General features: G+C 37.8%; 17 protein-coding genes and 1 tRNA gene. 11 read left to right on the plus strand and 7 right to left on the minus strand.

Annotated elements, in window-relative coordinates; translation table 11 throughout:
* Positions 1–37 precede the first annotated feature (37 nt).
* Both JEM65_RS09020 and JEM65_RS09025 read left to right on the plus strand, forming a co-directional pair.
* Positions 38–1366 (plus strand): hydroxymethylglutaryl-CoA reductase, degradative, encoded by a 1329-nt coding sequence (locus JEM65_RS09020; protein ID WP_199598683.1) that lies wholly within the window; start codon positions 38–40, stop codon positions 1364–1366.
* 50 nt (positions 1367–1416) lie between these two features.
* Entirely contained in the window at positions 1417–2337 is a 921-nt protein-coding gene (locus tag JEM65_RS09025; protein WP_199598685.1) for a GYDIA family GHMP kinase, read from the plus strand.
* 118 nt (positions 2338–2455) lie between these two features.
* Here the strand turns inward: JEM65_RS09025 and JEM65_RS09030 are convergent, their stop codons facing one another.
* From JEM65_RS09030 to JEM65_RS09055, 6 genes are all read right to left on the minus strand, one after another.
* Positions 2456–4600, minus strand: coding sequence for a peptidylprolyl isomerase (locus tag JEM65_RS09030; RefSeq protein ID WP_199598687.1), 2145 nt, complete (start codon positions 4598–4600; stop codon positions 2456–2458).
* Positions 4601–4841: 241 nt separating this feature from the next.
* The gene (locus JEM65_RS09035) at positions 4842–6131 is read right to left on the minus strand and encodes a hemolysin family protein (RefSeq protein ID WP_199598689.1); all 1290 of its coding nucleotides are present in this window, start codon (positions 6129–6131) and stop codon (positions 4842–4844) included.
* A gap of 297 nt (positions 6132–6428) precedes the next feature.
* Positions 6429–6995 (minus strand): LPS export ABC transporter periplasmic protein LptC, encoded by a 567-nt coding sequence (lptC, locus tag JEM65_RS09040; RefSeq protein WP_199598691.1) that lies wholly within the window; start codon positions 6993–6995, stop codon positions 6429–6431.
* Positions 6996–8378 (minus strand): hypothetical protein, encoded by a 1383-nt coding sequence (locus JEM65_RS09045; protein ID WP_199598693.1) that lies wholly within the window; start codon positions 8376–8378, stop codon positions 6996–6998.
* Between the two features lie 18 nt (positions 8379–8396).
* Positions 8397–9701: a hypothetical protein gene (locus JEM65_RS09050; RefSeq protein WP_199598695.1), complete on the minus strand. Its 1305-nt coding sequence runs from the start codon at positions 9699–9701 to the stop codon at positions 8397–8399.
* Entirely contained in the window at positions 9701–10429 is a 729-nt protein-coding gene (locus JEM65_RS09055; protein ID WP_199598697.1) for a type III pantothenate kinase, read from the minus strand. The genes JEM65_RS09050 and JEM65_RS09055 overlap by 1 nt, the downstream gene beginning before the upstream one ends.
* Positions 10430–10571: 142 nt before the next feature.
* Here JEM65_RS09055 and JEM65_RS09060 point away from each other — a divergent pair.
* Together JEM65_RS09060 and JEM65_RS09065 are read left to right on the plus strand one after the other, a co-directional pair.
* Positions 10572–10647: transfer RNA gene (locus tag JEM65_RS09060), tRNA-Phe, on the plus strand.
* A 92-nt stretch (positions 10648–10739) separates the two neighbouring features.
* Entirely contained in the window at positions 10740–11735 is a 996-nt protein-coding gene (locus JEM65_RS09065) for a bile acid:sodium symporter family protein (protein ID WP_199598699.1), read from the plus strand.
* A 244-nt stretch (positions 11736–11979) separates the two neighbouring features.
* Here JEM65_RS09065 and JEM65_RS09070 read toward each other — a convergent pair whose 3' ends face one another.
* Positions 11980–12621: a fasciclin domain-containing protein gene (locus JEM65_RS09070; RefSeq protein ID WP_199598701.1), complete on the minus strand. Its 642-nt coding sequence runs from the start codon at positions 12619–12621 to the stop codon at positions 11980–11982.
* Between the two features lie 206 nt (positions 12622–12827).
* Between JEM65_RS09070 and JEM65_RS09075 the strand changes: the two genes are divergently transcribed.
* The 7 genes from JEM65_RS09075 to JEM65_RS09105 all read left to right on the plus strand — a co-directional run bounded on the left by JEM65_RS09075 (position 12828) and on the right by JEM65_RS09105 (position 25483).
* Complete coding sequence (locus tag JEM65_RS09075; protein WP_199598707.1) at positions 12828–17918, plus strand: translocation/assembly module TamB domain-containing protein; 5091 nt, start codon at positions 12828–12830, stop codon at positions 17916–17918.
* Between the two features lie 99 nt (positions 17919–18017).
* Positions 18018–20300: a translocation and assembly module lipoprotein TamL gene (gene tamL, locus JEM65_RS09080; RefSeq protein WP_199598708.1), complete on the plus strand. Its 2283-nt coding sequence runs from the start codon at positions 18018–18020 to the stop codon at positions 20298–20300.
* A gap of 247 nt (positions 20301–20547) precedes the next feature.
* Entirely contained in the window at positions 20548–21027 is a 480-nt protein-coding gene (locus JEM65_RS09085) for a nucleoside deaminase (RefSeq protein WP_199598710.1), read from the plus strand.
* A gap of 499 nt (positions 21028–21526) precedes the next feature.
* Positions 21527–21862 carry an arsenosugar biosynthesis-associated peroxidase-like protein gene (locus JEM65_RS09090; protein WP_199598711.1) on the plus strand — a complete coding sequence of 112 codons (336 nt, stop codon included), beginning with the start codon at positions 21527–21529 and terminating at the stop codon, positions 21860–21862.
* Between the two features lie 277 nt (positions 21863–22139).
* Entirely contained in the window at positions 22140–23192 is a 1053-nt protein-coding gene (gene arsS / locus JEM65_RS09095) for an arsenosugar biosynthesis radical SAM (seleno)protein ArsS (RefSeq protein ID WP_199598714.1), read from the plus strand.
* A 138-nt stretch (positions 23193–23330) separates the two neighbouring features.
* A complete protein-coding gene (locus tag JEM65_RS09100; RefSeq protein WP_199598766.1) occupies positions 23331–24665 on the plus strand; it encodes a sodium:solute symporter in 1335 nt (444 codons plus the stop codon).
* A complete protein-coding gene (locus JEM65_RS09105) occupies positions 24650–25483 on the plus strand; it encodes a metallophosphoesterase family protein (RefSeq protein WP_199598717.1) in 834 nt (277 codons plus the stop codon). The genes JEM65_RS09100 and JEM65_RS09105 overlap by 16 nt, the downstream gene beginning before the upstream one ends.
* Position 25484 lies beyond the last annotated feature (1 nt).

Genomic DNA, 25484 nt, shown 5'->3' on the forward strand with positions numbered 1-25484 from the left:
AACAAGAATACTATCTTTGCATTTATAAACTTCCCTTATGCGTAAACCAATTAAAGGCTTTTCCAAACTGTCAAAATTAGATAAAATTGAATGGATTGCTGCCACTTATTTCACAGATGCAGATGCCGCAAAACACGCCATTACACAATATTGGAATACTGACCAAAAGCTGCAACAGCTTCATGATGAATTTATAGAAAACACCATTACCAATTACTACCTGCCTTTTGGTGTAGCACCCAATTTTCTGATCAACGGAAAATTGTACACCATACCTATGGCTATTGAAGAAAGCTCGGTAGTGGCTGCCGCCAGTAAGGCTGCCAAATTTTGGTTGAACCGTGGCGGATTTAAGAGCACAGTAATTTCTACCACCAAAAATGGTCAGGTCCATTTTATGTATCAGGGCGATTTTGACAAGCTGCAACAGTTTTTTAAAGCGGTAAAACCTAAGCTTATTGAAGATTCCCAGCACATCACCAAGAGTATGAAAAAGCGTGGCGGCGGCATATTAGATATTAAATTAATAGATAAATCCGAACACTTAAAGGATTACTACCAGCTACACGCCACTTTTGAAACGTTGGATGCCATGGGCGCCAATTTTATCAACTCCTGTTTGGAGCAATTCGCGAAAACCTTTAAAACTGAAGCGCTCCATTTTGACGATTTTTCAGAAGCTGAAAGTCGCATTCAGATAGTCATGAGCATTCTCTCCAACTATGTGCCTGATTGTTTGGTACGCGTTGAAGTGTCTTGTCCTGTTGAAGATTTAAGCGAAGACCAATCCATAACTGCAAAAGAATTTGCACATAAATTTGTTCAAGCCGTGAAGATTGCAGAAATAGAACCTTACAGAGCTGTTACACATAACAAGGGGATCATGAACGGTATTGATGCCGTGGTATTGGCCACAGGCAACGATTTTAGAGCGGTTGAAGCTGGTGTTCACGCCTACGCCTCCCGCAACGGATCTTACAGCAGTCTTTCCCATGCTGAAATTGTAGACGAGGTGTTCACCTTTTGGATGGAAATTCCATTAGCATTGGGGACGGTTGGTGGTTTGACCAATTTACACCCTTTGGTTAAAGTAGCTTTGGAAATGTTAGATCAACCAACCGCCAAAGAGCTCATGCAAATTGTTGCGGCAGCTGGTTTAGCGCAAAATTTTGCCGCCTTACGCTCCCTAACCACTACGGGCATTCAAGAAGGGCATATGAAAATGCATTTAATGAACATGCTCAACCAGCAGCATGCTACGAATAACGAAAAAGAAATAATCATAGCCCATTTTAAAAACAACACCGTTACTCACAGTGCGGTGGAGACTGCCCTAAGCAATCTCAGAAGGATGCGTAATGATTAATAATTGACCACTGACTTTACAGTATTCATTAAATTGTAATACCATAACCTTTGAACCCAACAAGCAATACGTTTTATAGCAACGGCAAATTACTCATCACAGGAGAATACCTCATTTTAGATGGCGCATTGGCCTTGGCTATCCCTACAACATACGGACAGTCTCTAACTGTTGAACCGGGTCAGGACGACCTTTTGCAATGGAAAAGTTTTGATCATCTTGGAAATGTATGGTTTGAAGCAACACTGTCTTTAAACAATGGGTTTGGAGCTTTAGAAACCAACGACGCCCCAATTAGCGAACGATTGCTCCAAATATTAAAGGCCATAAAAAAGCACAATCCGTCATTTTTAAGTACTGATTCGGGTGTAAAAGTTTCCAGTAACGCGGATTTTCCCAAAAATTGGGGATTAGGGACCTCTTCCACTTTAATCAACAATATGGCCCAATGGGCAAACGTTGACGCCTATAGATTATTGGAAGACACGTTTGGCGGGAGCGGTTATGATATTGCTTGTGCACAGCACAATGCACCACTCACCTATCAATTGGAAGCCAACCGGAGGACTATTATAAAACGGCATTTCAATCCGCAGTTTAAACATCAGTTGTATTTTGTGTATTTAAATAAAAAACAGAACAGTAGAGACGGCATTGCATCGTACCAAAACAACAAAACCAATATTACCAGTGCGCTTTCTGAAATCAACGCCATTACCAATGATATGCTCAGCTGCACTACTTTAGAAACGTTTCAGTTTTTAATGGACAGTCATGAAAGCATCATCTCTCAGATCATCAAACAACACCCTGTGAAGGAACGTCTTTTTAAGGATTTTAAAGGGAGTATAAAAAGCTTGGGGGCTTGGGGAGGTGATTTTGTTTTAGTGGCTTCAGAACACCATCCGAAGGCGTATTTTAACCAAAAAGGTTTTGACACTGTCATTCCGTATGCAGAGATGATCCTATAAAACAGAACATCTTACTTAGAATCCAAAAGAATTCCAATACAAACATCAGTTTAAAAAACACAAAAAGAGAGGTCTTAAATTTTAAGACCTCTCTTTTGTATAATGAATTTAAAAACTACTAGTAGAAGGTAGCTCTATTGTCGTCAATTTCAGCAGCTTCTTTTAAAGCTTCGTAGGCTTTAATTTGCGCAGCATTTAATCGTGAACCATTTAATCTGTTCGCAATGGCTTGGTAACTGTCTAATTTAGGTGCAGCAGTCTTTTTAGTCACTTGTACCATAAACACACCTCTATTACCATCAATCAATTTAGAGGTTTCACCTTCTTTCAATCCAAAAGCAGTACCTACAACCTTTGGTTCCAAACCTGCTCCTGAAAGCGTTGGGTTTTTCATGTTTACAGCAGTTGCAGTAGATACAGATACATTTTGACTTTGTGCTACGGCCTCTAATGTTGAACCTGAAATTTTCTCACGGATCAATTTTGCTTTCTTTTCTTTTCTGATTTCAGGAATCACAGTGGCAGATGCAGCCTCTGGCGTCATCAATCCTTTTTTATTGACCGCAGATACCTGAACAACAGCATAACCCACCCCTGGTATAGAGAAACGCTTGAAGTCTCCTACTTTAGTCCCATTTTCAAAAGCCCAACGTACAATTGCTCTTTGGCTACCTAATCCTGGGATATTTTCGTCCAATTCCTTAATATTGTTTACAGGTCTAACAATCACATCATTTTCTTTTGCAACCTCTTGGAAATCTTTATCCTGAAGTGCTATTTCAAATTTTGAAGTTCTGTTGAAAACATCATCAATTGTATTTTCAGAAGCTTCGATGGTTTGCGCAAGAGTTGCCACTTTAACCATACGTGTTTTAGCTTTCTGATCTAAGATTTCTATGACGTGGAAACCAAAATCAGTTTTCACAACACCAAGATCTCCTTTATTGTTTTCAAATGTGTAATCTCTAAATTCTGGCACCATTGAATTATAAGCGTACCAGTCTAATACACCTTCTTTTTCATTACTGACCTTGTCAATAGAGAAATCAAGTAAATCAGCAAATTTAGAACGGTTACCTTTAATAATGTTCAATAAACTATCTGCAGTTGCTTTTGCTTCAGTTTCAGTTTGAACCGTTTCTGGGCCTGCCGCACGGGATCCTACAAAAGGAATCAACAAATGTCGAGATTTTACAGAGTCCGGCATGAATCTTTCTTCAACAACCTTTGTAATCTTGTACATATTATTGTCTTTGTAAGGTCCGTAATATTGCCCAACACTCAAATTGAAAATACTATCCTGCGCTACATCTGGCAAGCTTGATTTTGTTACAAATGTATTCGTATACTTTACATCAGAGTTTGCGTTGATAAATCCTTCAATATCTTTAGTCGCTTTAAAACCAACAACAGTATCATTCAATTTAGATACTTCGTTATACTCCACTCTTGTATCCAACATAGCAACCACGTTGTCCTTAACAGCATTTTCATCTTCTAAAGATGCAGACTCTGTAAATTGAACAAAATTGATATCTCTTGAAGCCTCCACTTCATATCTTGCTTTGTGTTTGTTGATATAATCTGAAATTTCAGATTTAGAAACCTTCACGGCACTATCGTCAATTGAGGTATAGGGTACTTGAACAAATTTTACATCAACATTAGCACTTTCCATGGTGTATTCAACCTCAGCCTCAGCAAGTGTTGCACCAACGCCTGCTTTAATCATGTTAAAATACGCTTGTTCTTTAGCACCAACAGCAATAGCATTTTCATTATTTACCCATTCCGCATAATTGATTTGGAAGTTTCCAAGTGGCGCTCTCTCTGGAGAAATGGCTTTTAAATTGGCAATAAATTCATTCAATCTGTTTTCATCAAAAATTCCAGCTTCATTAGTGAATTCCGGATAGGTTGAAAAACTATTTCTCAAAAGATTGCGCATTTGATCTTTTTCTACCGAAAGACCTAAGCCTTCAAATTGATTTTCCAGAACCGCACGTCTCACTTCCTGCTCCCAAACTCTATTCATTGTTTGAGTAGTTGTGGCACTAGGCCCCATTTGACGTTGCATGTTTTCAACATTGCCCATAAACTCATCACGGTTAATGTCAGTGCCATTAATTGTAGCAATGGTATCCTGATCACCAAAAGCACTACTGTTTCTGAACAAGTCAGAAAGCACGAAAGCGAATAAGGCCATTGCGATAATTGCAATAAGGAAAATTGAGCGTTGTCTAATTTTATTTAAAACTGCCATTTTATTGTATAAGTTAGAAAATATAGTGCGCGAAAATACCAATTTCTATCAAATAATAAAAGTAGAACTCTATTTATTAATTTAATATTGAATTGTTTGTCATATGCCTTGGATAATCACGAATGACGATTGACGATTGACGATTGACGATTGACGATTGATGATTGATGATTGACGATGCACTATTCACAATTCAACATTCAACATTCAACATTCAAAATTCAACATTCAAAAGTGCCAACTAATCCTCATGAAGCACCCTCAAAGACACCAAGTCAATTTTTGTAGTAGAAACTTCTAAGATTGTAAACAGATAATTCTCTATCTGAATTTGATCATTGACATGCGGAATTTCTTCAGTTTCATCAACGATCAACCCACCCAAAGTTTCGTAATTTTCACCTTCTGGCAGATTCAATTTGTAAACTTCGTTGATGTAGTCTACTTCCAAGCGTGCCGAAAATTTATAATTAGAGTCGTCTAGCTTTTCTTCAATCAATTCAATGGTATCATGCTCATCTTCAATCTCACCAAACAATTCTTCAATAATATCTTCTACTGTAATGATACCAGAAGTACCACCATATTCATCAATCACCACAGAAATACTTTTTCGTTTTTTGGTAAGCACATTTAGTACGTCCTTAACCAACATGGTCTCCGGCACAAACTCTACGCCCATTACTACAGATTGGATGTCCTTTGGTTTTTTGAACAATTCAAAAGAATGGACATAGCCCACAATATCATCAATAGTATCTTTATACACCAAAATCTTGGACAACCCTGAAGAGGTGAACAATCCGTTTAAGTTTTTAATGGAATCGTTAATGTCTACTGCAATAATTTCAGTACGCGGCAACATGACTTCCCTAGCTTTTACCTCAGAAAAATCGAGTGCATTTTGGAAGATTTGTATTTCGCTATCAATTTCATCGTGTTCTTCAACAGATTCCATTTGTTCGCTAATATAATTGCCTAATTCTACTTTAGTCATCACCAATTGCACATCGTCTCCGCCAGTCTTAAAAAAGCGCTTTAAAATCATGTTGGAGATCCAGATGATAAAATCGGAGACCCAAGAGAACAATCCATAAAAAAAGTAGGCAGGAACTGCTAATATTTTTAGAAGAGAATTGGCATAAATTTGAAAAAATACTTTAGGAAGAAACTCTGCCGTAATTAAGATCAGTAATGTAGAAATGATGGTTTGCGACAACAAACTCAAATCATTCAACATATAATTTAGGAAGCCATAATCTGTAGGCAAAAGCGATTTGAACCAATTGACCAATTTAGCGCCCATCAAAAAGCCATAGACCACTAATGCAATATTGTTACCAATAAGCATGGTTGCAATAAATTTAGAGGGCTTAGCGGTTAGTTTTGTAAGGGTTTTGGCTAGAAAATCATTTTGTTTCTTCGCAATTTCTATGTGAATCTTATTAGAGGACACATAGGCAATCTCCATGCCTGAAAAAAAAGCTGATAAGATGAGGGACAAAATAATGATAAGGGCATTACCGTCCATAAATTATTGGTTGTTATTCATTTTTTTTCTGAAATGCTTTTTAAAGAAATACATTCCAACGGCCAAAACCGAAAAAAACAAAAGCATATAGGCCTTAGATCGATCTTCATTCCATACTCTAACCGTCTCATAGATAAAGAACACAGCTATAAATAAATAAATGTACTGGATGATTTTTTGAAGCATTTTAATGAATCATTATAATTAGCTACAAAGATAACTAATTATTTATCTGAACTTAAATTTAAAATTGCTGATTTGAGTTGTGGGATGAAAAGTTGGTATCAATGCAGGAAGCTACTGAGAGGTATCTTCATCTAAATACACTGTACTGGTCACCTCGCTGATCCCGAAGCTAGTAAAATCGCGACTGGAATCAAATGCATTTCCGGTGACTATTTTTGTAGGCGAAACATATTTTATGGGCTTGTTAGAAAATACCCAATCGCGCTTTTGATCATAAAACAGCTGTTGCGCAAAAATACTGTCTTTGGTTTCTGTAGTAATAAGGACGTTGCCTCTTAAATCAATCAAATCTGTATCATTATACACAATGGCATAATCAGCAACAATGACACTTTTTTTATTGCGTTCATCATACAAATTGAGAAGAATGCCGTCAGGAAATTCGTTATAGGAAAATTCCCTATTAGAAAAATCCAACATTTTAGAACTGATCAGATTTGCTTTTAAGCGCCCAGAATCTGTGTACTTTAAATTCATGTTTTCAGCAATCCCTATAGGCTCATTTTGAAGAACGCCAATTTGCTGTACCTCTTTAAAGTTGTTTTTACACGAAAAAAACATAGTCATAGCGAATGCTATGACTATGTTGAATAAATTATGTGATGTTTTTTGTGTCATTTATATTTTTGGAACGGTCACACTTAAACCTATCCAGCATCCAATTCTAATTGTTTGTCCACCGTTTCCTGCTGTAAATATTTCAGCTCTTTGAGGTGCAGTACCGTCATAGCTAGCAGCTAATTGCTCAGCATATGACCTTAAATTAGCATCTACTCTACCCGCTTTTCTAGCTTCAGCAGCTGCTAACCAGAATACCGCTCTTTTGTTAAACTGTGTATCTCCACAATTGTTTGCACTTGACGCATACATTTGAGCAATTTCAATATGGGCTCTACCATTAGATGGGTTTAAAGCCAATGACTTTTGGAAGTAAGTTCTTGCAGCACCGTAGTTGCCTTGAGATTTTAAACTCTTACCAAAATTCATTGCCAATCTTGATTTTTTCAATGGATCTTTTTCAAGATCATACGATTGATCCAAATATGGTTTTGCTTCTTTCTCCTTACCTTGTTTCATCAACAAATTGTACACAAAGAATTTTGTCTCTGCAGATGGTGATGAAGCGTCATAAGCTTTTACCAAATCAGTATATAAAGGATCATCAGTACATTCTTTGTTGTACATTCTACTTACAGCACGTTTCAACCAGACTGCGTCAGTTTTATACTTGTCAAAGTCTCTTGTGTATAATGGAATCAATACTTCACAATTGGCCAATTTACCAAGCTTGCTGTCAATACTACCTGAGATCTTCTCATAGTTATCCAAATAGCTTTCGTATTGCTTTTTATACTGTGCTTCTTTTTTGTCTAATTCTGTTCCTGCTTCTTCCTTTTCAACAAGTGGGTTTAGCTTTTGAGTGTAATTGTCAATCTCTTGTCCAATCTTATCACTAACATCGTCATATTTATTAAAGACATCTAAAACCTCAACCTCTTTGGCATCATGCATATCTACAATTGTTGAGAAATACACATATAGGCCTTTTGGATTGGTAAAGCTTTCAGGCGCTTTTTTGTAAACTTCATCAAAAGCATCATATACTTGTTTGTTGCTTAAGCCTAAAGCGTCTCTATGGTCATATTTCAACATGGCTTTATCCTGAAGGATATCTCCTGCTTTATATTTGTTTGGAAAGTTAACAAGACCTTCATCCCAAAGTTTCATCAAATCATTTACATAATTGAGTTGCTCTGTTCCGGTTGTATTATCTATTTTATCTTTTAAAACTCTTTCACCATAGTAATAAATAGCGTAATTGAATTTTGGGCATTTGCTGCGAAGCTTCATAAATGGTTCATAGGCTTCATTAAACTTCTTACTTTTAGCGTAATCATTTAACATTGTTAAGTTTAGCATACATTCTTCATCCTGTTGTGCAAAACCAACATTGAAACCCATAAACAACGTAAGTAGGAGTAAAGTAACTTGTTTTTTCATCGTTTTAAATTTATTCAGTTAATTATATTTTCGTTTCTGGAACCATCTATCATTTAAAGATAAACTAATTTGCAAATTCATAAAATTTTCTTGAATCAAATTCGCTTTAGTTGTTCCTCTCTTACCGAGTTCGAATCCGATATTGGCATTTGAGAACACGTTTCCAACTGGTAACCCAACTCCAAAAGATATGCCAAACTCATTAATGGTCTCATTATTTATTTCTAGACCGGTGTTTTCAAAATGCACACCAGCTCTATAAACGATTCTATCCCAGTAACTTGAAAAAGAATTATAGTTAGGAATATAAAATCCGCCAAGAGCAATGGTGGACGCGTTAACAAATTCATTATTGTTAATAGTAAAGATTGGATTGCCAAATTCGCTGGTATTTATAAATGTATATTCTGCTCCTGCGAACCACTTTTGAGGCTGGCCAATACCCGCTCCAAATGAGAATCTGGATGGTAAGGTCAAATCTGTATTTTTCAGGTTTTGACTTTCCAAATCTGCTTCAACCGTATTGATAACACCTTCTTGCTCTGTTGTAACATTCACAACCACTGTTGAGAATGCCCTCTGGTTTTCAGATTTAAGTTTGCTTTTTGGCATATATGTTAGGCCTGTACTTAATTGCAATTTATCTGTCACCATAGTTTTATACGTCAAACCAAAGTTAAGATTGATACCACTTAAATCAGAGCGATTATTTTCTTTGGATAAATACTGCAGTGGTTCGCCATCAAGGTAAGTAAACTGAAGAGCACTATTTTGGACGCTTCCAAAATTATAGCTCGCGTCTATACCTACAGCTAAGCTAGTCGTAATTTGATAGCCTAAGCCTACAAATGCTTTATTGAGTCCGCCTTCACCTTTATAGCGATTATCCAAATTGCCCTCATCGTTTGACGACTCCAATTTATATCCTACTGAGCTATAGGGCAACAAACCGAAACCAAATCCGAATTTCCCCATGGGCACAGCAAGTGCTAAATAATCAAAGGTTGTAGCGTTGACCTTCTGGCTCTCGCTTTCGGTTTTAAGATTTAAATTACTAGAACTTCCACCCACCGTAAACTTGATGGGTCTACTTTCATTATTCCATACTTTAAGGTTATTGCCAGCAAATCCTGCTGGATTACGCAAGTTAACGTGGATGCTGTCCGTAAAAATACTCAAGCCACCCATACTCCTGTTTTCTACTGTTCCTTTAAATTTTAAAGATCCAATGCCATAAAATGAATAAGGAGATGCTGTTCCCGTTTGAGCTTGCGCCTGAATGGCGAAAACGGCGATGAAAACTATTACAAGTTTTTTTATCATTAGTGTGTGTTATATTCTAAAATAAAGTTCAATCCCTCTAAAAGAAAATTAGAGTTGGCAAATATGCTATTTTTTAATTGCTTTGACAAGAAAATGCTATCACCACCTGTTAAAATAACTGTTAAATCTGGATATTTTTCTCGATATTCATCGATGACCCCGTCAATTTCTTTGATAATCCCAATCACTACTCCTGAGTGAATTGCGCCTGCGGTTGTATCTCCAACGATGGTTTTTGGCACCTCAGTATCCAATAACGGAAGATTTGCGGTCAATTGATGTAAACTTTTATACCGCAAACGTATACCAGGAGAGATAGCGCCTCCCAAATAATCATTATCTTTTGTTACAAAATCATAGGTAATACAACTTCCTGCATCAATAATAAGAACGTTCTGGTGGGAATAATGTTTTATTGAAGCGGTTACAAGAGCCATTCGATCTACTCCTAATGTATGAGGCGTTGCGTAGCAATTCTGAAACGGAAATTTCAAATCGGCATTCAAAACGAGTACTTCGCAGCGCTTTTCAAGGTTGAGAAGAGCCTCTTTTGGCAGATTCCCCACTGAAGAAAGGATCGATTTTCGGATTTTTGGGTAATTATCAAAAATATTTTTCAGTAGTTCTTCAAACTGAGAAATCTCTACGCTCTGTTTTTCTAAGAGCTTATCCTCCTGAAAAACAGCAAATTTTACAAGCGTGTTGCCCACATCTACAATTAAATTCATATCAAAAATTAAAGCTGTAAATTTACAAAAGCAATTTTTATATCTTTTATTTTTGCGAATAATAAAAATGCCTTTATATTTGCACCCGCTTGGATGATTGAAATGTATTGTTTTTATTTAACAAGTTCGCAAATTAGCGACTGGTGCCTTAGCTCAGTTGGTAGAGCAAAGGACTGAAAATCCTTGTGTCCCTGGTTCGATTCCTGGAGGCACCACCATCAAAAACCCGAACTTATGTTCGGGTTTTTTGGTTTTTAATAGTTTGTTGATCTTTTCACTCATTATATTTGCAGTAAAACAAGGATTTCAGATGCTCAAAAAATTACGAATCGACACCTTTGTCATCGCTATTGGCATAAGCATTTTAATTGCTTATTTCTTCCCACAACTGGGCGCATCAGGCAGTCCTGTACCCTTGGATTTAATCAGCAGTCTAGGCATCTCGTTTATCTTTTTTTTCTATGGTTTAAGCCTAAGCTCAGAAACCATTAGAAACGGACTAAAAAACTGGAAATTACATGTCTCCGTTCAGGCATCCACATTTGTGTTGTTTCCGTTGCTTATTTTGCCGTTTTTCCCACTGGTAAAAGATACGTCTTATGAATTACTCTGGATGGCCTTCCTATTTATGGCAGCGCTACCTTCAACCGTGTCTTCATCAGTAGTGATGGTGTCTATGGCAAAAGGCAATTTACCGGCAGCTATATTTAACGCCAGTATTTCAGGGATTATTGGCATTATATTGACGCCACTTTGGATGCTTCCTTTTATAACACAAACTGATGTCCCTTTCGAATTTTCTGCAATTTATTTCCAATTGATTACAGAGATCGTCATTCCGTTGGCCTTGGGATCAGCATTACGGAGGTTCCTTGGACAATGGGCACTGAAACACAAACGCACCTTAAACAAGTTTGACAAGTCTATCATTTTACTCATCATTTATAAAAGTTTTGTACAGTCTTTTGAAGACAGGATTTTCAGCAGTATTGGCTTTCTTGAAATGCTAGCAATGGCAGGCTTGGTAGTAATTTTATTTGTACTGGTTTATTTTTTAACGGGCCGGATTGGGAAAGTTTTAAAATTCAATCATGCCGACCAAATTACAAATCAATTTTGCGGCACTAAAAAATCATTGGTCCATGGCACTGTATTTTCTGAAGCCCTATTCGGGCAGACCAATATTGTCGGGATTATGTTGTTACCACTGATGTTTTATCACGCGCTTCAGATTCTTATTATTAGTGTTATTGCCGCTAAAAAAGGAAGGGATCAGATTGAAACGAATGAAACTATTTTAAACTGACAATGGAAAGTCACCCACTGTAAGTTAATATCCCGATTCATTTTAAAAACACCTCCTTAGTCCTCTTAAGTCGCGCAAAGATGGGATGTGGGGCTAAATATTTATCTAAATAAACAGAACGGTTTTGCCCAAACACGTAGTGAATTACAGAGAACGCATCCTAGAACGCATCCTAGATGAGCATCCAGAATAAAAAAAGACCCAACATAACGTCAGGTCCTTTACTCTTTAAATTAATTAGGTATTATTTTTTAGACATTAAAACCGTGTCAATAATATAAATTCTACCATTAGAGGCTTCTACATTACCTAAAATAACCTGCGCTTTTTTACCAGTAGCATCCTTGATTACAAACTGATCACCATTCATCATTGCAGTCAATTCATCTCCTTTGACAGTCTTAAATTTATAAGATCCATTTGCACCTTTAATGGCTTCTGCAAATTTATCAGATGTAATAGCTCCTTTAACCACATGGTAAGTCAACACATCTGTTAACATTTGTTTGTTTTCTGGTTTCATCAATTCATCGCGTTTTTTTTGTGTCAACTTCTCAAAAGCTTGGTTAGATGGCGCAAAAACCGTGTATTCCCCTGGCTCAGATAACATGGTGGCCAATTCTGCTGATTGTAACGCACTAACTAAAGTGGTTAACTCTTCATTTTTCATGGCCTGACCCGCAATACTGTTAGCTCTTGCTTCTTCTTTCATTCTTGCTTCCTCAGCTTCCATCTCCATTCTAGCTTCTTCAGCAGCTTCCATTTCTACACGTTCGGTCTCCATTCTCATTTGCTCTTCTTTCTTTTTACCATCTTCACAAGATGATACAAAAACAAATGCTGTCAGTGCAGCAGCAAATAATATACTCGTTTTTTTAAAAATCATAATTCAACTATTTAGTGGTTTATGTAAAGATATACGTAGAAAACCAGTAATTGGAATATTATTAATACAACTTTAACATAAAATTTAATAAAATATTTAATCTTGTTAATTTTTAATGAAAATTAGAATAGAGTCAGTAATTATTGTGTTTAGCTACACATCAAGTATCCTAAAAATGATAACTTTGTAACCTTTATAACTACTAATTGGAAGAGCAGAAAAAGGATAGCAAAACAGCTAAATCTAAAAAATTTAGAGTATTCAGAATAATCGGAAGGATCATTCTGGGCATTGTCATATTCGGTTTGCTCCTAATCCTCTTTATCAGAAGTCCGTGGGGACAAGGTATCATTGTTAACAAAGCCACATCTTATATTTCCAATAAAACCAATACCAAGGTTGAAATAGAACGCTTGTTTCTGACCTTTGATGGCAACCTGCAAGTGGATGGATTATTTTTAGAAGACACTCAAGGTGACACCTTGGTCTACTCGAAATCATTGGAAGCCAACGTGCCTTTGTGGGCCATGATTCGAGGTGAAGGTGTTGGAGTTGACGCGCTTGATTGGGAAGGCGTTCGGGCTAATATTAAAAGAACGGATTCTATTGAAGGCTATAATTTTCAATTTTTAATTGATGCTTTTGCAGTAACAGATACCACTGCGGTGGCAACAGATACTACGGCCGCACCAATGAGCATTGTTTTAGGCAAATTAAATTTTAAGGATTTTGATATTGTTTTTGATGATGCCGTAGCTGGAATAGAGAGCCGTTTTAAAATCGGGAAACTGCAGGCCAACATGAAGACTACCAATTTGGAGCGCATGATCTTTGAAGCTTCAAATCTTTCCTTGACTGATGCGAAGATCAAGTACATCCAAAAACCAGTGCCAATTGATCCAAATGCTGAAGCGATGCCACTCCCTTCCTTGACGGTTGAAAAGTTAACACTTACTAACGTTTATGCTGACTATCAGTCTTACGGAGATCGTATTGCGGCAGAAGCTGACATCAAAAATTTATACGCGGAAATTCAGCAGGCTGATTTGGCAAACAATAGGTTTGAGGTGCGCTCCTTCAACCTTAAAAACTCTTCTGTAATATTACGCACACAAACAGAAACCAACGTAGTGACCCAAAAAGTGGTGGAAGTTACCCAGGACATCAAACAAGATATCCAAGCTTTTGAATGGCCTGAACTCCGTTTGGCTATAGGATCTATCGATTTTCAAGACAACAATTTCAGCTATTTTGTTGCTGCTGCAGAAGCAAAAGAAGGCAGTTTCAACCCGAATGCCATTGTATTGAATAATCTCAATCTACAAGCAGACAACATTAATCTCAAGGATAAAAAAGCAACCCTCCACATTGAAAACTCAACCTTTAAAGAAATCTCAGGGTTTGACTTAAAAGAATTGCAACTTCAATTTGATGCAGATGACACCACGTTAAAAGTCTCCAATTTAAAAACCGCTTTAAACAATAACACTTTACAAGCGGACTTACGATTGGATTACCCAAAGCTATCTGCCCTAATTGAAACTCCGGAAAAATCAAAAATAGACGTCAATATTCCCAACTTTCAAGTCTCATTACAAGATGTGTTCTTGATTCAGCCTGAACTGAAAAAGAACCAATACCTCAACACACTCAGCCAAAATCTGCTTAGTGGAAACGCCAAAGCAACCGGCTACCTTTCTGATATTAACGTGGCGCGTATGGCCGCTCATTGGGCAAACACACACATTTCAGCAAATGGTAGAATTAAAAACGCTACAGACCCTGAGCAGATTCAATTTGACATTCCAAATTTTTCAGCAATTTCAACCCGTTCAGACATCATTAAATTTATAGATGAAAAAGAGTTGGGTGTCAGTCTTCCTAATGAGGTCAAGTTAGTTGGAACTATAAAAGGGAACCCTAATGATCTCTATACCAATGCCACATTGACCACTTCTCAAGGCGTGGCTTCTGTGGAAGGGAATCTTAAAAATGGTAAAACCATAGAATTTGATGCTGATTTGTCCATAGAAAATTATAAACTGAACGAATTACTCCAAAATGAACAATTAGGCACGTTAAGTCTCACCGTAAAAACAAACGGTAAAGGCAAGACTATTAATAATCTTGATGCGGACATTGAAGCTACTATATCAAGTTTTACCTACAACAATTACGACATCAAAGATTTAAAATTGGTGGGGGATATTAAAGCAGGTCGTGGCAAAGTAACATCTACATATAAAGATCGTAACCTTAACATGGATTTGTATGCCGCGGTGGTATTAGATTCTGTTTCGCCTGAAGCTAACGTAGAGCTCAACATTATGGGAGCTGACCTACGCGCATTGGGACTCATGCAAAGAGAGGTTAAAACCGGCATGAAAATTTATGCTGATTTTAAAGGGGATGCCACCAATTATGACGTGGCCGCCATTGTTGATGAAGGTGTAGTAGTGTATGATAATAAAACTTACCTGATTGGAGATTTAAACGCTCTGGCCCATGTACGTAAAGACACAACTTCAGTTTCCATCAAAAACAAACTGGTAGATGTTTTGTTGCAATCTAACACAGACCCGCAAACCTTCAGCAAATCTATAAGACGTCATGTGCTGAGTTATTTCTATCGCGATGAAAAACTTCCGGATAGCATAACCAATCCTGTCAATTTAAAATTGAGAGGTAAGATCATTCAAGCACCTATTTTGAATGACGTTTTTTTAGTAAATGTTAAAGATCTAGACACGGTAAAAATTTCGGTCGATTTCCACGAAAAGGAACGGCAATTCAAAGCTGATATTACTGCACCACACATTAATTATAGCGGCTATGAATTGGACAGTTTGGCCTTTTCAATGGAAACGGATCAGGATAAATTTGTTTTTGACTTAGGTTTCAATCAAATCAAAGCGGGACCATTCAACATTCAAAGAACAAAACTTGAAGGTGAGCAAGCCAATAATGAACTCTCTTTGGCATTCAAGGCCTACCACAATGAAGAGATCTTAACGCAAATAACCAGCAAAATTACTGGCAGCAGAGAGCTATTGCGTTTTCATGTAGTGCCTGAAGATTTGATCTTAAATACAAGCCCATGGGACACACCAGAAACCAATGAAATTTTAATAAGCGACAAGAAAATGGAGTTTAATAACTTCTTGTTCAGTAGAGATAACCAGTCTTTTGAAATTACTGATAAACTGGCCTCTATAACCAAAGAACATATTGCTGCCGATTTCAAAAATTTTAAGTTGAGTGAATTTCTAAACTACCTGAATCCTGACGAGCAACTGGCAACCGGTAACCTTAATGGCTTCTTTGTGCTGGAAGACCCCTTTACAAATACCGGAATTGTTGCAGATCTCAACATTCAGGAGTTAAGTTTTATGCAAGTGGATATGGGTACCCTAAGTCTTGATGCCAAATCATTAGGTCTAGACAGTTATGACTTTAACGTAAACATTGATGGTGGTGAGATTGACATGAATTTGAAAGGCGATTATGTTGCCCTTGCTGGAGATGCGCAACTTGATATGAATTTAGACATTACCAAATTTAATATGGCCGCATTAACAGGATTCTCTCAAGGTGAGCTTATTGAGACGGACGGTAGCTTCTCTGGTAATTTTAAATTAAGTGGCAACTTAAGTGCTCCTAAATATGAAGGTAATTTAAATTTTAACAATGCCCATTTTAAGATTAAGAGGTTTAATTCAGCCTTCACACTGGCTAATGAATCCCTTAATATTACCAATGCGGGATTATTTATGGATAGTTTCACGATTCTGGATGAAAATCAAAACGCATTGGTGGCTTCAGGTAATATTGGAACTGAATCGTTTATCAACCCCACTTTCGATTTACAGATGACCGCGAAGAATTTTCAAGTGTTAAATGCCACTAAAGAAGACAACGATTTCCTTTACGGTAAAGTGACCTTTGATGCTGAGGCAAAAATTACTGGCGATTTACAAATCCCGAAAATCACCATGAATGCAACCGTTGGATCAGATACAGATGTCACTTATGTAATGCCTTCTGCCACTGTAAATGTTGAAGAACGCGATGGGGTGGTTGTTTTTGTTAATCGCGAAAACCCCGATGCCATTCTAACCCGAACTGAAGAAAAGACCGCTACCATTACCGGGTTTGACATTGCCGCATTGCTCAAAATTGGAAAGGATGCCGCAGTCACCATTGTGATTGACGAAGAGACTGGCGATAATTTTAAGGTATCTGGAAAAGGGGATTTAAACTTTACCATGAATCCCAACGGAAACCTGACGCTTTCTGGCATTTATGAAGTTCAGAGCGGACATTATGAGCTGAATCTTTACAGCCTCGTGAATCGTAAATTCAATCTTGTTTCAGGCAGCCGCATCACGTGGTCTGGCGATCCATTTGATGCCAAATTGGATGTTAGGGCCTTGTATGAAGTAAAGACCTCTGCATCATCTTTGATGGCGCCAACAACCTCTAATTTGGATGAGTCCTCTAAAGGCAAATACCGTCAGGTCCTGCCTTTTTATGTCTATTTGAATATTGACGGCCAATTGATGCAACCTAAAATCAATTTCAATCTCGACATGCCACAAGATGAACAGGGCGCTATTGGCGGACAAGTTTATGGCAGGGTCCAACAACTTAATCAACAGGAAGATGAGCTCAACCGACAAGTATTTTCATTATTGGTATTAAACAGATTCTATCCAGATCCAGGCAGTGATGGTAGTACAGGTGGAGTGGCCTCCATTGCAAGAGATAATTTAAATGACGCCGTATCTGATCAACTGAATATGTTCTCGGATAAATTGTTTAGCAACTCCGGGTTCGATCTTAATTTCGGATTGGACAGTTATACAGATTACCAAGGTAGCACACCTCAAGATCGCACGCAACTGGATATTGCCGCTCAAAAGAAATTATTTAATGACCGCTTAATTGTGAGCGTGGGTAGCGAGGTTGATGTTCAGGGCAGCAGTTCCACAGGAGAAGAAACACCAATTATTGGAAATGTAAGTATTGAATATATCTTAACGGAAAATGGCCGGTATAGATTAAAAGGGTTTCATCGTAATGAATTTGAAAACGTCATTGACGGACAAATCATAGTGAGCGGTATTGCTTTGATCTTTACTCAAGAATTTAATAAGTTTAGTGAACTTTGGGATGCTCTGGTGAAATCTAAAACCAAACAAGAAAAAGAAGCAGCGAAGGAAAAGAAGGCCGCTAAAGACGCCTTAAAAGCCAAAGAAGAAGCCGTTGATGACAGTATTGAAGAGAAAAAACAATAACCAATGATCGGCTGTTTTCTATTTGCTTCGACATCATAAGTAGATCCACAACATAGTACAATTAAAGAGATCCGTAAATCAACTTAAATACAATTAAATTTGAAATTACATCTAAAATATATCCTCTTCAGTGCTTTCATCTTTGGAAGCTTTTACTCCTGCAGTATTGCCAAATACATTCCTGAAGACGAGCGTTTGTATACAGGGGCAAGTTTGATCATTGCATCTGATTCCATTATAAAAAACGAAGACGGTTTAAGAACAGAATTAGAAACCGTGATTAGCCCCGAACCTAACTCAAAATTATTGGGCATGTATCTTGGCCTCTACTATTATTATAAAAACCAGAAAGAAAACCCAGGATTTATTAACCGCTGGTTGTATAAAAAATTAGGAGAAAAACCGGTATATCAATCTGATGTAGAAACTTTTGATGTTGAAGATCTATTACTTAACAGATTAGAGAACAGAGGCTTTTTTTACAGCAAAGCGTCTTCCAAATTTGAAGAATCTGAACAAAAAGCGGCGGTAGCTTATACTGTAAATGTACCAACGCCTTACCGTATGGAAACTTACCAACTCGACTCTTTACCCGCTCCCATCTATGGTGAGATTGAGACATTGGTAGAAACTACACCATTTACAAAAGGCATGCGATTTGACTTAAGCAGTATGAAACTTGAGCGGCTACGTATTGATAATAACCTTAAGAAAAAAGGCTATTATAATTTTGACGATAGTTTCTTAATCTTCGAGGCAGATACCAATAGATATCATAATAAAAGTTTTGATTTATTCCTGAAATTAAAGAAGGCAGTACCAAAAAAAGCTACAGTGCCTTATAGAATTGCACATGTCAATATTTATCCAAATTACGAAACAGCTGATTCCATATATACGACAAGCATTCGCTACAATGATAAAAATTTCATTCAGAAAGAAGTCTTTTTCAAACCAAAATATTTAGATCCGTTTGTAACTCTGAAAGAAAGTGAACTCTATAACCCTGAGACCTCACGTAATACTGCCCGACGACTATCAACCATTGGTGCCTACAAATATGTCAACATCCAATATAAGGAAATCGATACGTTAGCAACAGACAGTTTAGGATTATTGGAAGCCAATATTTATTTATCGCCCTTAAACAAACGGGCATTTATGGCAGAACTACAGGTCGTAACCAAGTCCAATAGCTTTACTGGGCCGGCCTTGGCATTGACTTATAGCAACCGAAACGTTTTTGGTGGTGGAGAAACCTATAATACTACAGTAAAAGTTGGCTATGAAGCACAAATGGGCGGCGGAAAGAACCTAGGAGACAGCAGCTTGGAACTTGGTCTAAAAAACGAATTAATATTTCCGAGGGTTATTTTTCCTATTAAAATAAACGATGATTTTTTCAAATATTCCATCCCAAAAACAAAAACATCCGTAAGTGTGGACTTTTTGGACCGACAAAAATTATACACTTTACTTTCTGGAACCGTGTTATTTGGATACGTATGGGATGCCAACAGGTATGTAACCCATCAAATCAACCCTATCTCCATCAGCTATACGGACCTTATGAATTCATCGCCAGAATTTGAAGACATCCTTTCCGTGAATCCGTTTTTACGACGCAGTTTTGAGCAACAATTTATTTCAGGCCTCACCTATTCTTTTACCTATAATGAGCTTGTTGATGTCCAAAAAACACATCAAAAATACCTCAACTTTACATTGGATGTGGCAGGTAACTCTATTAGTTTGTTTGGGAAAGAGCAAGAAGTTGCTGGTCCAAAAACATTCCTTGGCTTGGAATATGCGCAATATGCCAAGGCAGATGTTGATTTGCGCTACCATTTCAACTTTGCCAAAGAACAGACTATTGCAGCCCGCGTATTTGCTGGTTATGGATTAGCCTACGGAAACTCTGATGTGGTTCCATTTGTCAAACAATATTATGCTGGCGGGCCTTACAGCGTTCGCGCTTTTAGAATTCGCTCTTTGGGCCCGGGCACCTATAACGCCGATGAAGACACCAATAATACCAGCAATAGTTTTTTCGACAAAACAGGTAACATCAGATTGGAAGCCAACTTGGAATATAGATTCCCTATTGTTTCCTTTTTGAAAGGTGCTATTTTTGCTGATGCAGGAAACATCTGGAACTCCAAAGAAAATCCCGTTTTTGATGGCAAAGATAAATTTTCTAGTGATTTTATTAGCGAGTTGGGTATGGGAGCTGGCGTTGGACTTCGTGTGGACATCCAAAGTTTTGTGATCCGGTTTGATTTGGCAGCCCCTTTTCACGACCCCTCACTTCCGAAGGGACAACGTTTTAATTTTGATGTGAGCAAGCCCATTTTAAACTTCGCAATCGGCTATCCGTTTTAATCTCCATTACTATTTCTTATTCATCAGTGTCAGTAAAACAGGTGAAAAGTTTGCAAACCCCCTTAAAGCATGATCTGGTTCGAGAACTTAAAAATGACACCTTGTTTTTGAAACCAATTTCACTTAGAGTGANNCTGCCGGCGAGGCAGGATCTTTATTCTTTATCAGACAATAATGTTTCTTATTACATGTTTGTCATTCTCTAAGAATTGACTATGTTCTCAACTTATCATTAAATCAAAAATAAATGCATACAGATCATAAAAATAAATTCATGTTAGAAGCTGTTAACGCGGCATTAAAAGGCATGCAAAATAACGAAGGAGGGCCTTTTGGTTGTGTCATTGTAAAGGACGGAAAAATTGTAGGGCGCGGCAATAACAAAGTCACTTGCAACAACGATCCAACCGCGCATGCGGAAATAATGGCCATAAGAGATGCCTGCCAAAATCTCAACACCTTTCAATTAGAAGGTTGCGACATTTACACCTCATGTGAACCTTGCCCCATGTGTTTTGGGGCCATTTACTGGGCAAGACCAGACAAAGTATTTTATGGCTGTAGCCAACAAGATGCGGCAGATATCGATTTTGACGACGAATTTATCTATAAAGAAATTGTATTGCCTTACGACAAACGAAGCATCCCATTTGAACAAGTAGCACGTAATATTGCTTTAGAACCTTTTCAAAAATGGGACGAAAAAGAGGACAAGACCGTCTATTAACTCCAACCTCTCCTCCTCTGTCAGTTCGAGTGTTTTTAAGTCTGTCGCAATAGCGACAGACTTAAAAATATATCGAGAACCGAGTGATTCCGATTCTTATCGGAATTGTATCTAGAACCAAGTGATTTCTATTTGAAGGCACTGAAGATGAAAATAGTATCGAGAACCCAGTGATTTCTATTTGAAGGCACTGAAGATGAAAATAGTATCGAGAACCCAGTGATTTCTATCTGAAGAAACCGAAAATGAATATAGTATCGAGAAACAAATGATTCCGATTCGTCATAAAGCTTGTTTCAGGAACAATCGAATTTTATTTTGAAGGAACTAAAATAACCTCTATTTAAATACAAGTGCCCTCTCATAATCAATCGCCTACTACATGCTACCGCATCACCATTTCATTTATTCTGGGATTTCTGTTAAGTTTACAAAAGAATAGCGACTTAAAACTGAAACTTTATTTTTATCGTACGTATAACCAACACCACTATATGCCATGCAAAAAACCTATTATGACCCAGCAGACCTTAAGAAATTTGGAAAAATAACCGAATGGAACGAAGAACTTGGCAACAAATTTTTTGATTATTATGCTAAGGTTTTTGAAGAAGGCAAGCTTTCTGCTCGCGAAAAATCGTTGATTGCTTTGGCTGTAGCCCATACTGAACAATGTCCATACTGTATTGATGCCTATACCCAAGATGGTTTACAACGTGGCATCACCAAAGAGGAAATGATGGAGGCTTTACATGTTGGTGCGGCAATTAAAGGCGGCGCAACCTTGGTGCATGGTGTACAAATGATGAATAAAGTGAATAAATTAGAAATGTGAGCAGAGAACCACTCCCGATTTTTTCATCGGGAGTGTGTGAATCGCTCATCCCGATGCATATCGGGATCCATCCAAAAGAAATGAACAAGAAACAAAAGAATTAATTTAAAAGCATAACAACTTTCGAACCTTAAACTCTAAATTTGAAACCACTCCCGATTTTTTTCATCGGGATCCTTCCAATTTAACAGCAAGCAGCAATAAATTAGAAGCAAGAAGCATAAAGTTCATAGCCTAAAAACCTTTGAACCTTAAACTTTAAATTTGAAACCTATACATGATCAAATCCTTACATAAGCGCGAAAGTGAATTAGCCGACAGCAACAGACAGGTCGAAATTTTATCTAACGGTATTTTCAAGAACGGAGACTTGCCCACCTTTAAAAATAAGATTGCTGAAACAGGCCAATTTCCTTTAAAATCTAAAACACTCGAAATTTTACAAATCAATCTTGGTTATATGTGTAACCAAGTGTGTGAACATTGCCATGTGGACGCTGGTCCAGACCGAAAGGAAATCATGACTAGAGCCACGATGCTACAATGTTTAGAGGTCATCAAAAACACTGGCGCACACACACTGGATTTAACGGGAGGTGCTCCTGAAATGAATCCTGATTTCAGATGGTTTGTTGATGAAGCATCAAAAGTAGGAATTAAGGATTTTATCGTTCGTTCGAATCTGACTATCATCAGGGCCAACAAAAAATATTACGATTTACCTGATTTTTTCAAATCGCATAATGTTCATGTCATATCCTCGATGCCGCATTGGACCAAAGGCAAAACCGACAAACAAAGGGGCGATGGTGTTTTTGACAAATCGATACGGGCTTTGCAAGACTTGAATGCACTAGGCTATGGCATGCCAGATAGTGATCTGCGATTGGATTTGGTTTATAATCCGTCAGGCGCCTTTTTACCAGGCAACCAAGCTAGTATGGAGAAAGATTTCAAAAAGGCACTAAAACAAGATTTTGACATTCATTTTCATAACCTATTCGCCATCACCAATTTACCAATTGCGCGCTTTTTAGATTATTTGATTGCCTCTGAAAACTATGAAGACTACATGTATTCTTTAGTAGAAGCCTACAATCCTAATGCCGTTAAAAATGTGATGTGTACCAATACGCTATCCATTTCCTGGGACGGCTATTTATACGATTGTGATTTTAACCAGATGTTGAATCTTCCCGTAAACAGTAAAGTAAAACATATTTCTGACTATAATGAAGAACTTTTAGACGGGCGGACCATCATGATTTCTCAGCATTGCTATGGATGTACCGCAGGCGCAGGAAGCAGTTGCCAAGGAAGCGTAACCTAAGGGTTGTTTTTTGAATATGCATCCCCACCACCATTGTCCAACTAAAAGTTTTGATATATAATTTTAATGGTATTACAGCAAACCATGAGTGGGAGTCCCCATATCTTAGGGTTATTTAATGGCACCTCCTTGTTCATGATGAATTTGGAATGGGCACAATGGGCACTTATCATCGGCTCTAGTTTGCTTTTGTTTTTCTTATCCCCATTAGCAAAATCCAACAATCAATTTTTTAAAGCCTCCAAAAAAAGCAAGCGCCCCAATACTTTTATACTCACGGGAAGTTTAATTATTTCATGGATTTTCGCCAAAAGCATTACCAATGCAGCCAATCTGGGATTGGATTTTGGCATTGTGGGTGGCGTGGCCTATGCGGGTTATTACCTATCTTTTGCGGTAGCAGGAATTCTCATTTACAACATGCGCAAATACGCAGGCATCACAAGTATCCATCAATTTCTGACCAGTAAGTTTGGACGAGGCGCCATGGGGCTGTTCTCCGTTCTCATTGCCATACGCTTATTCAATGAAGTATGGAGCAATACCACCGTTATTGGCACCTATTTTGGAGCACAAGGAAGTTCTCAGTATTATTGGGCCATTATTGTATTTACGGCCTTAACCCTAGCCTATGCCATTAAAGGCGGTTTGAGCAGTTCTATTTTCACCGATATTATACAGATGGGATTGTTCTCCATTTTATTATGCATTATTCTTTGGAGTATTTTTACGAAAGATGATTTTACCATCAAGGAAGTTGCCATGTCAGGTACATGGAGTTTTGAACTGGGATTGAATCTCTTTTTTGCCGCCATCATCCAATCCTTCAGTTATCCGTTTCATGATCCTGTATTGACGGACAGAGCTTTTATCAGCTCTCCAAAAGTAACACTGAAGAGTTTTTTATGGGCAAGTGTATTGGGCGCCCTTTCCATCATCCTGTTTAGTGTTATTGGCGTATACGCCCAAACCCAAGGGATGGTTGGTCAAGCGGCGGTAGAAGTGGGTAAGGCTTTTGGAATCGTCATTTTATTGGTCATCAATTTCATCATGATCACCTCGGCTGCTTCAACACTTGACTCGACTTTTTCATCCTTTTCAAAATTACTGGCCATCGATTTGAATATGGGAAAAAACATCACCTTCGGCCGTGCATCTATGGCTGTGATTGCTATATTAGGGACACTTCCTGTGTTTTTGAATGCCGACATCTTGTCGGCCACCACCATTTCAGGGACCATGATTATCGGGCTGACCCCAGTATTTCTTTTTTGGAGAATGGACGCTCCAAAACTTAGTTTTTATTTAAGTGTCAGTTGTGGGTTGGTATTCGGGTTTATCTTAGTGTTTGATTACTTTCCGAAAGCACTCATCTTTACAAAAGGAAAATATGCCGACCTCCTTTGGGTAAATGTTTTTGGCATTGCAAGTTGTATTCTATTATATTTGATTCCCACATGGACAAAAAAATAAAAAATATCGGAAAAATTTCAGGAAAAGTACTGCTTTTCGGTGGTGTGTATAGCAATCTGCAGGCGCTTCAAAAAATAAAAAGCATTGCTGAATCTAAAAATATTCCACCAGAAAATTGCATTTGCACTGGCGACATTGTAGGCTATTGTGCCCAGCCTGAAGAAACCGTACAACTATTTCAAAATTGGGGTGCGCAAAGCATTGCCGGCAATGTAGAACTTCAGTTGCGCGATGGTGCTACAGATTGTGGTTGCGATTTTAAAAAAGGCTCGCGTTGTGACGGATTTTCACAATTATGGTATCCGTATGCGCAAAACCAACTGTCAAAAGACGCTTTAGATTTTATGGCAACGCTACCGCATCATCTTCAATTTGAATACGCCGATAAACAAGTGACGGTGGTACATGGCTCCTATTCTAACACTTCTGAATTCATTTTCAAATCGACACCTTGGAACATCAAACAGACCAACTTTGTCGAGACAAATTGCGACGTCATTATTGCGGGGCACTGTGGATTGCCGTTTTCAGACCAAAACAACAATTTGCTTTGGTTAAACCCTGGGGTCATTGGCATGCCGGCAAATGATGGCATACCTAAAGTTTGGTATGCTATTTTAGACGATTCCAATACCACGCTCAATTTTGAACAACATACTTTCGAATATGATCATGAACGCGCAAGCAAATTGATGTATGAAGCAAATTTACCAGAAGTATACGTTAAAACACTACTTACTGGACTTTGGGACAATACGGAGATCTTACCGGCAACGGAAAGCACTTTACAAACCAGTTTTACTAAAGACACCCACTAGC

Origin of the sequence: Gelidibacter salicanalis (assembly GCF_016469035.1) — a bacterium.
GTDB lineage: Bacteria > Bacteroidota > Bacteroidia > Flavobacteriales > Flavobacteriaceae > Gelidibacter > Gelidibacter salicanalis_A.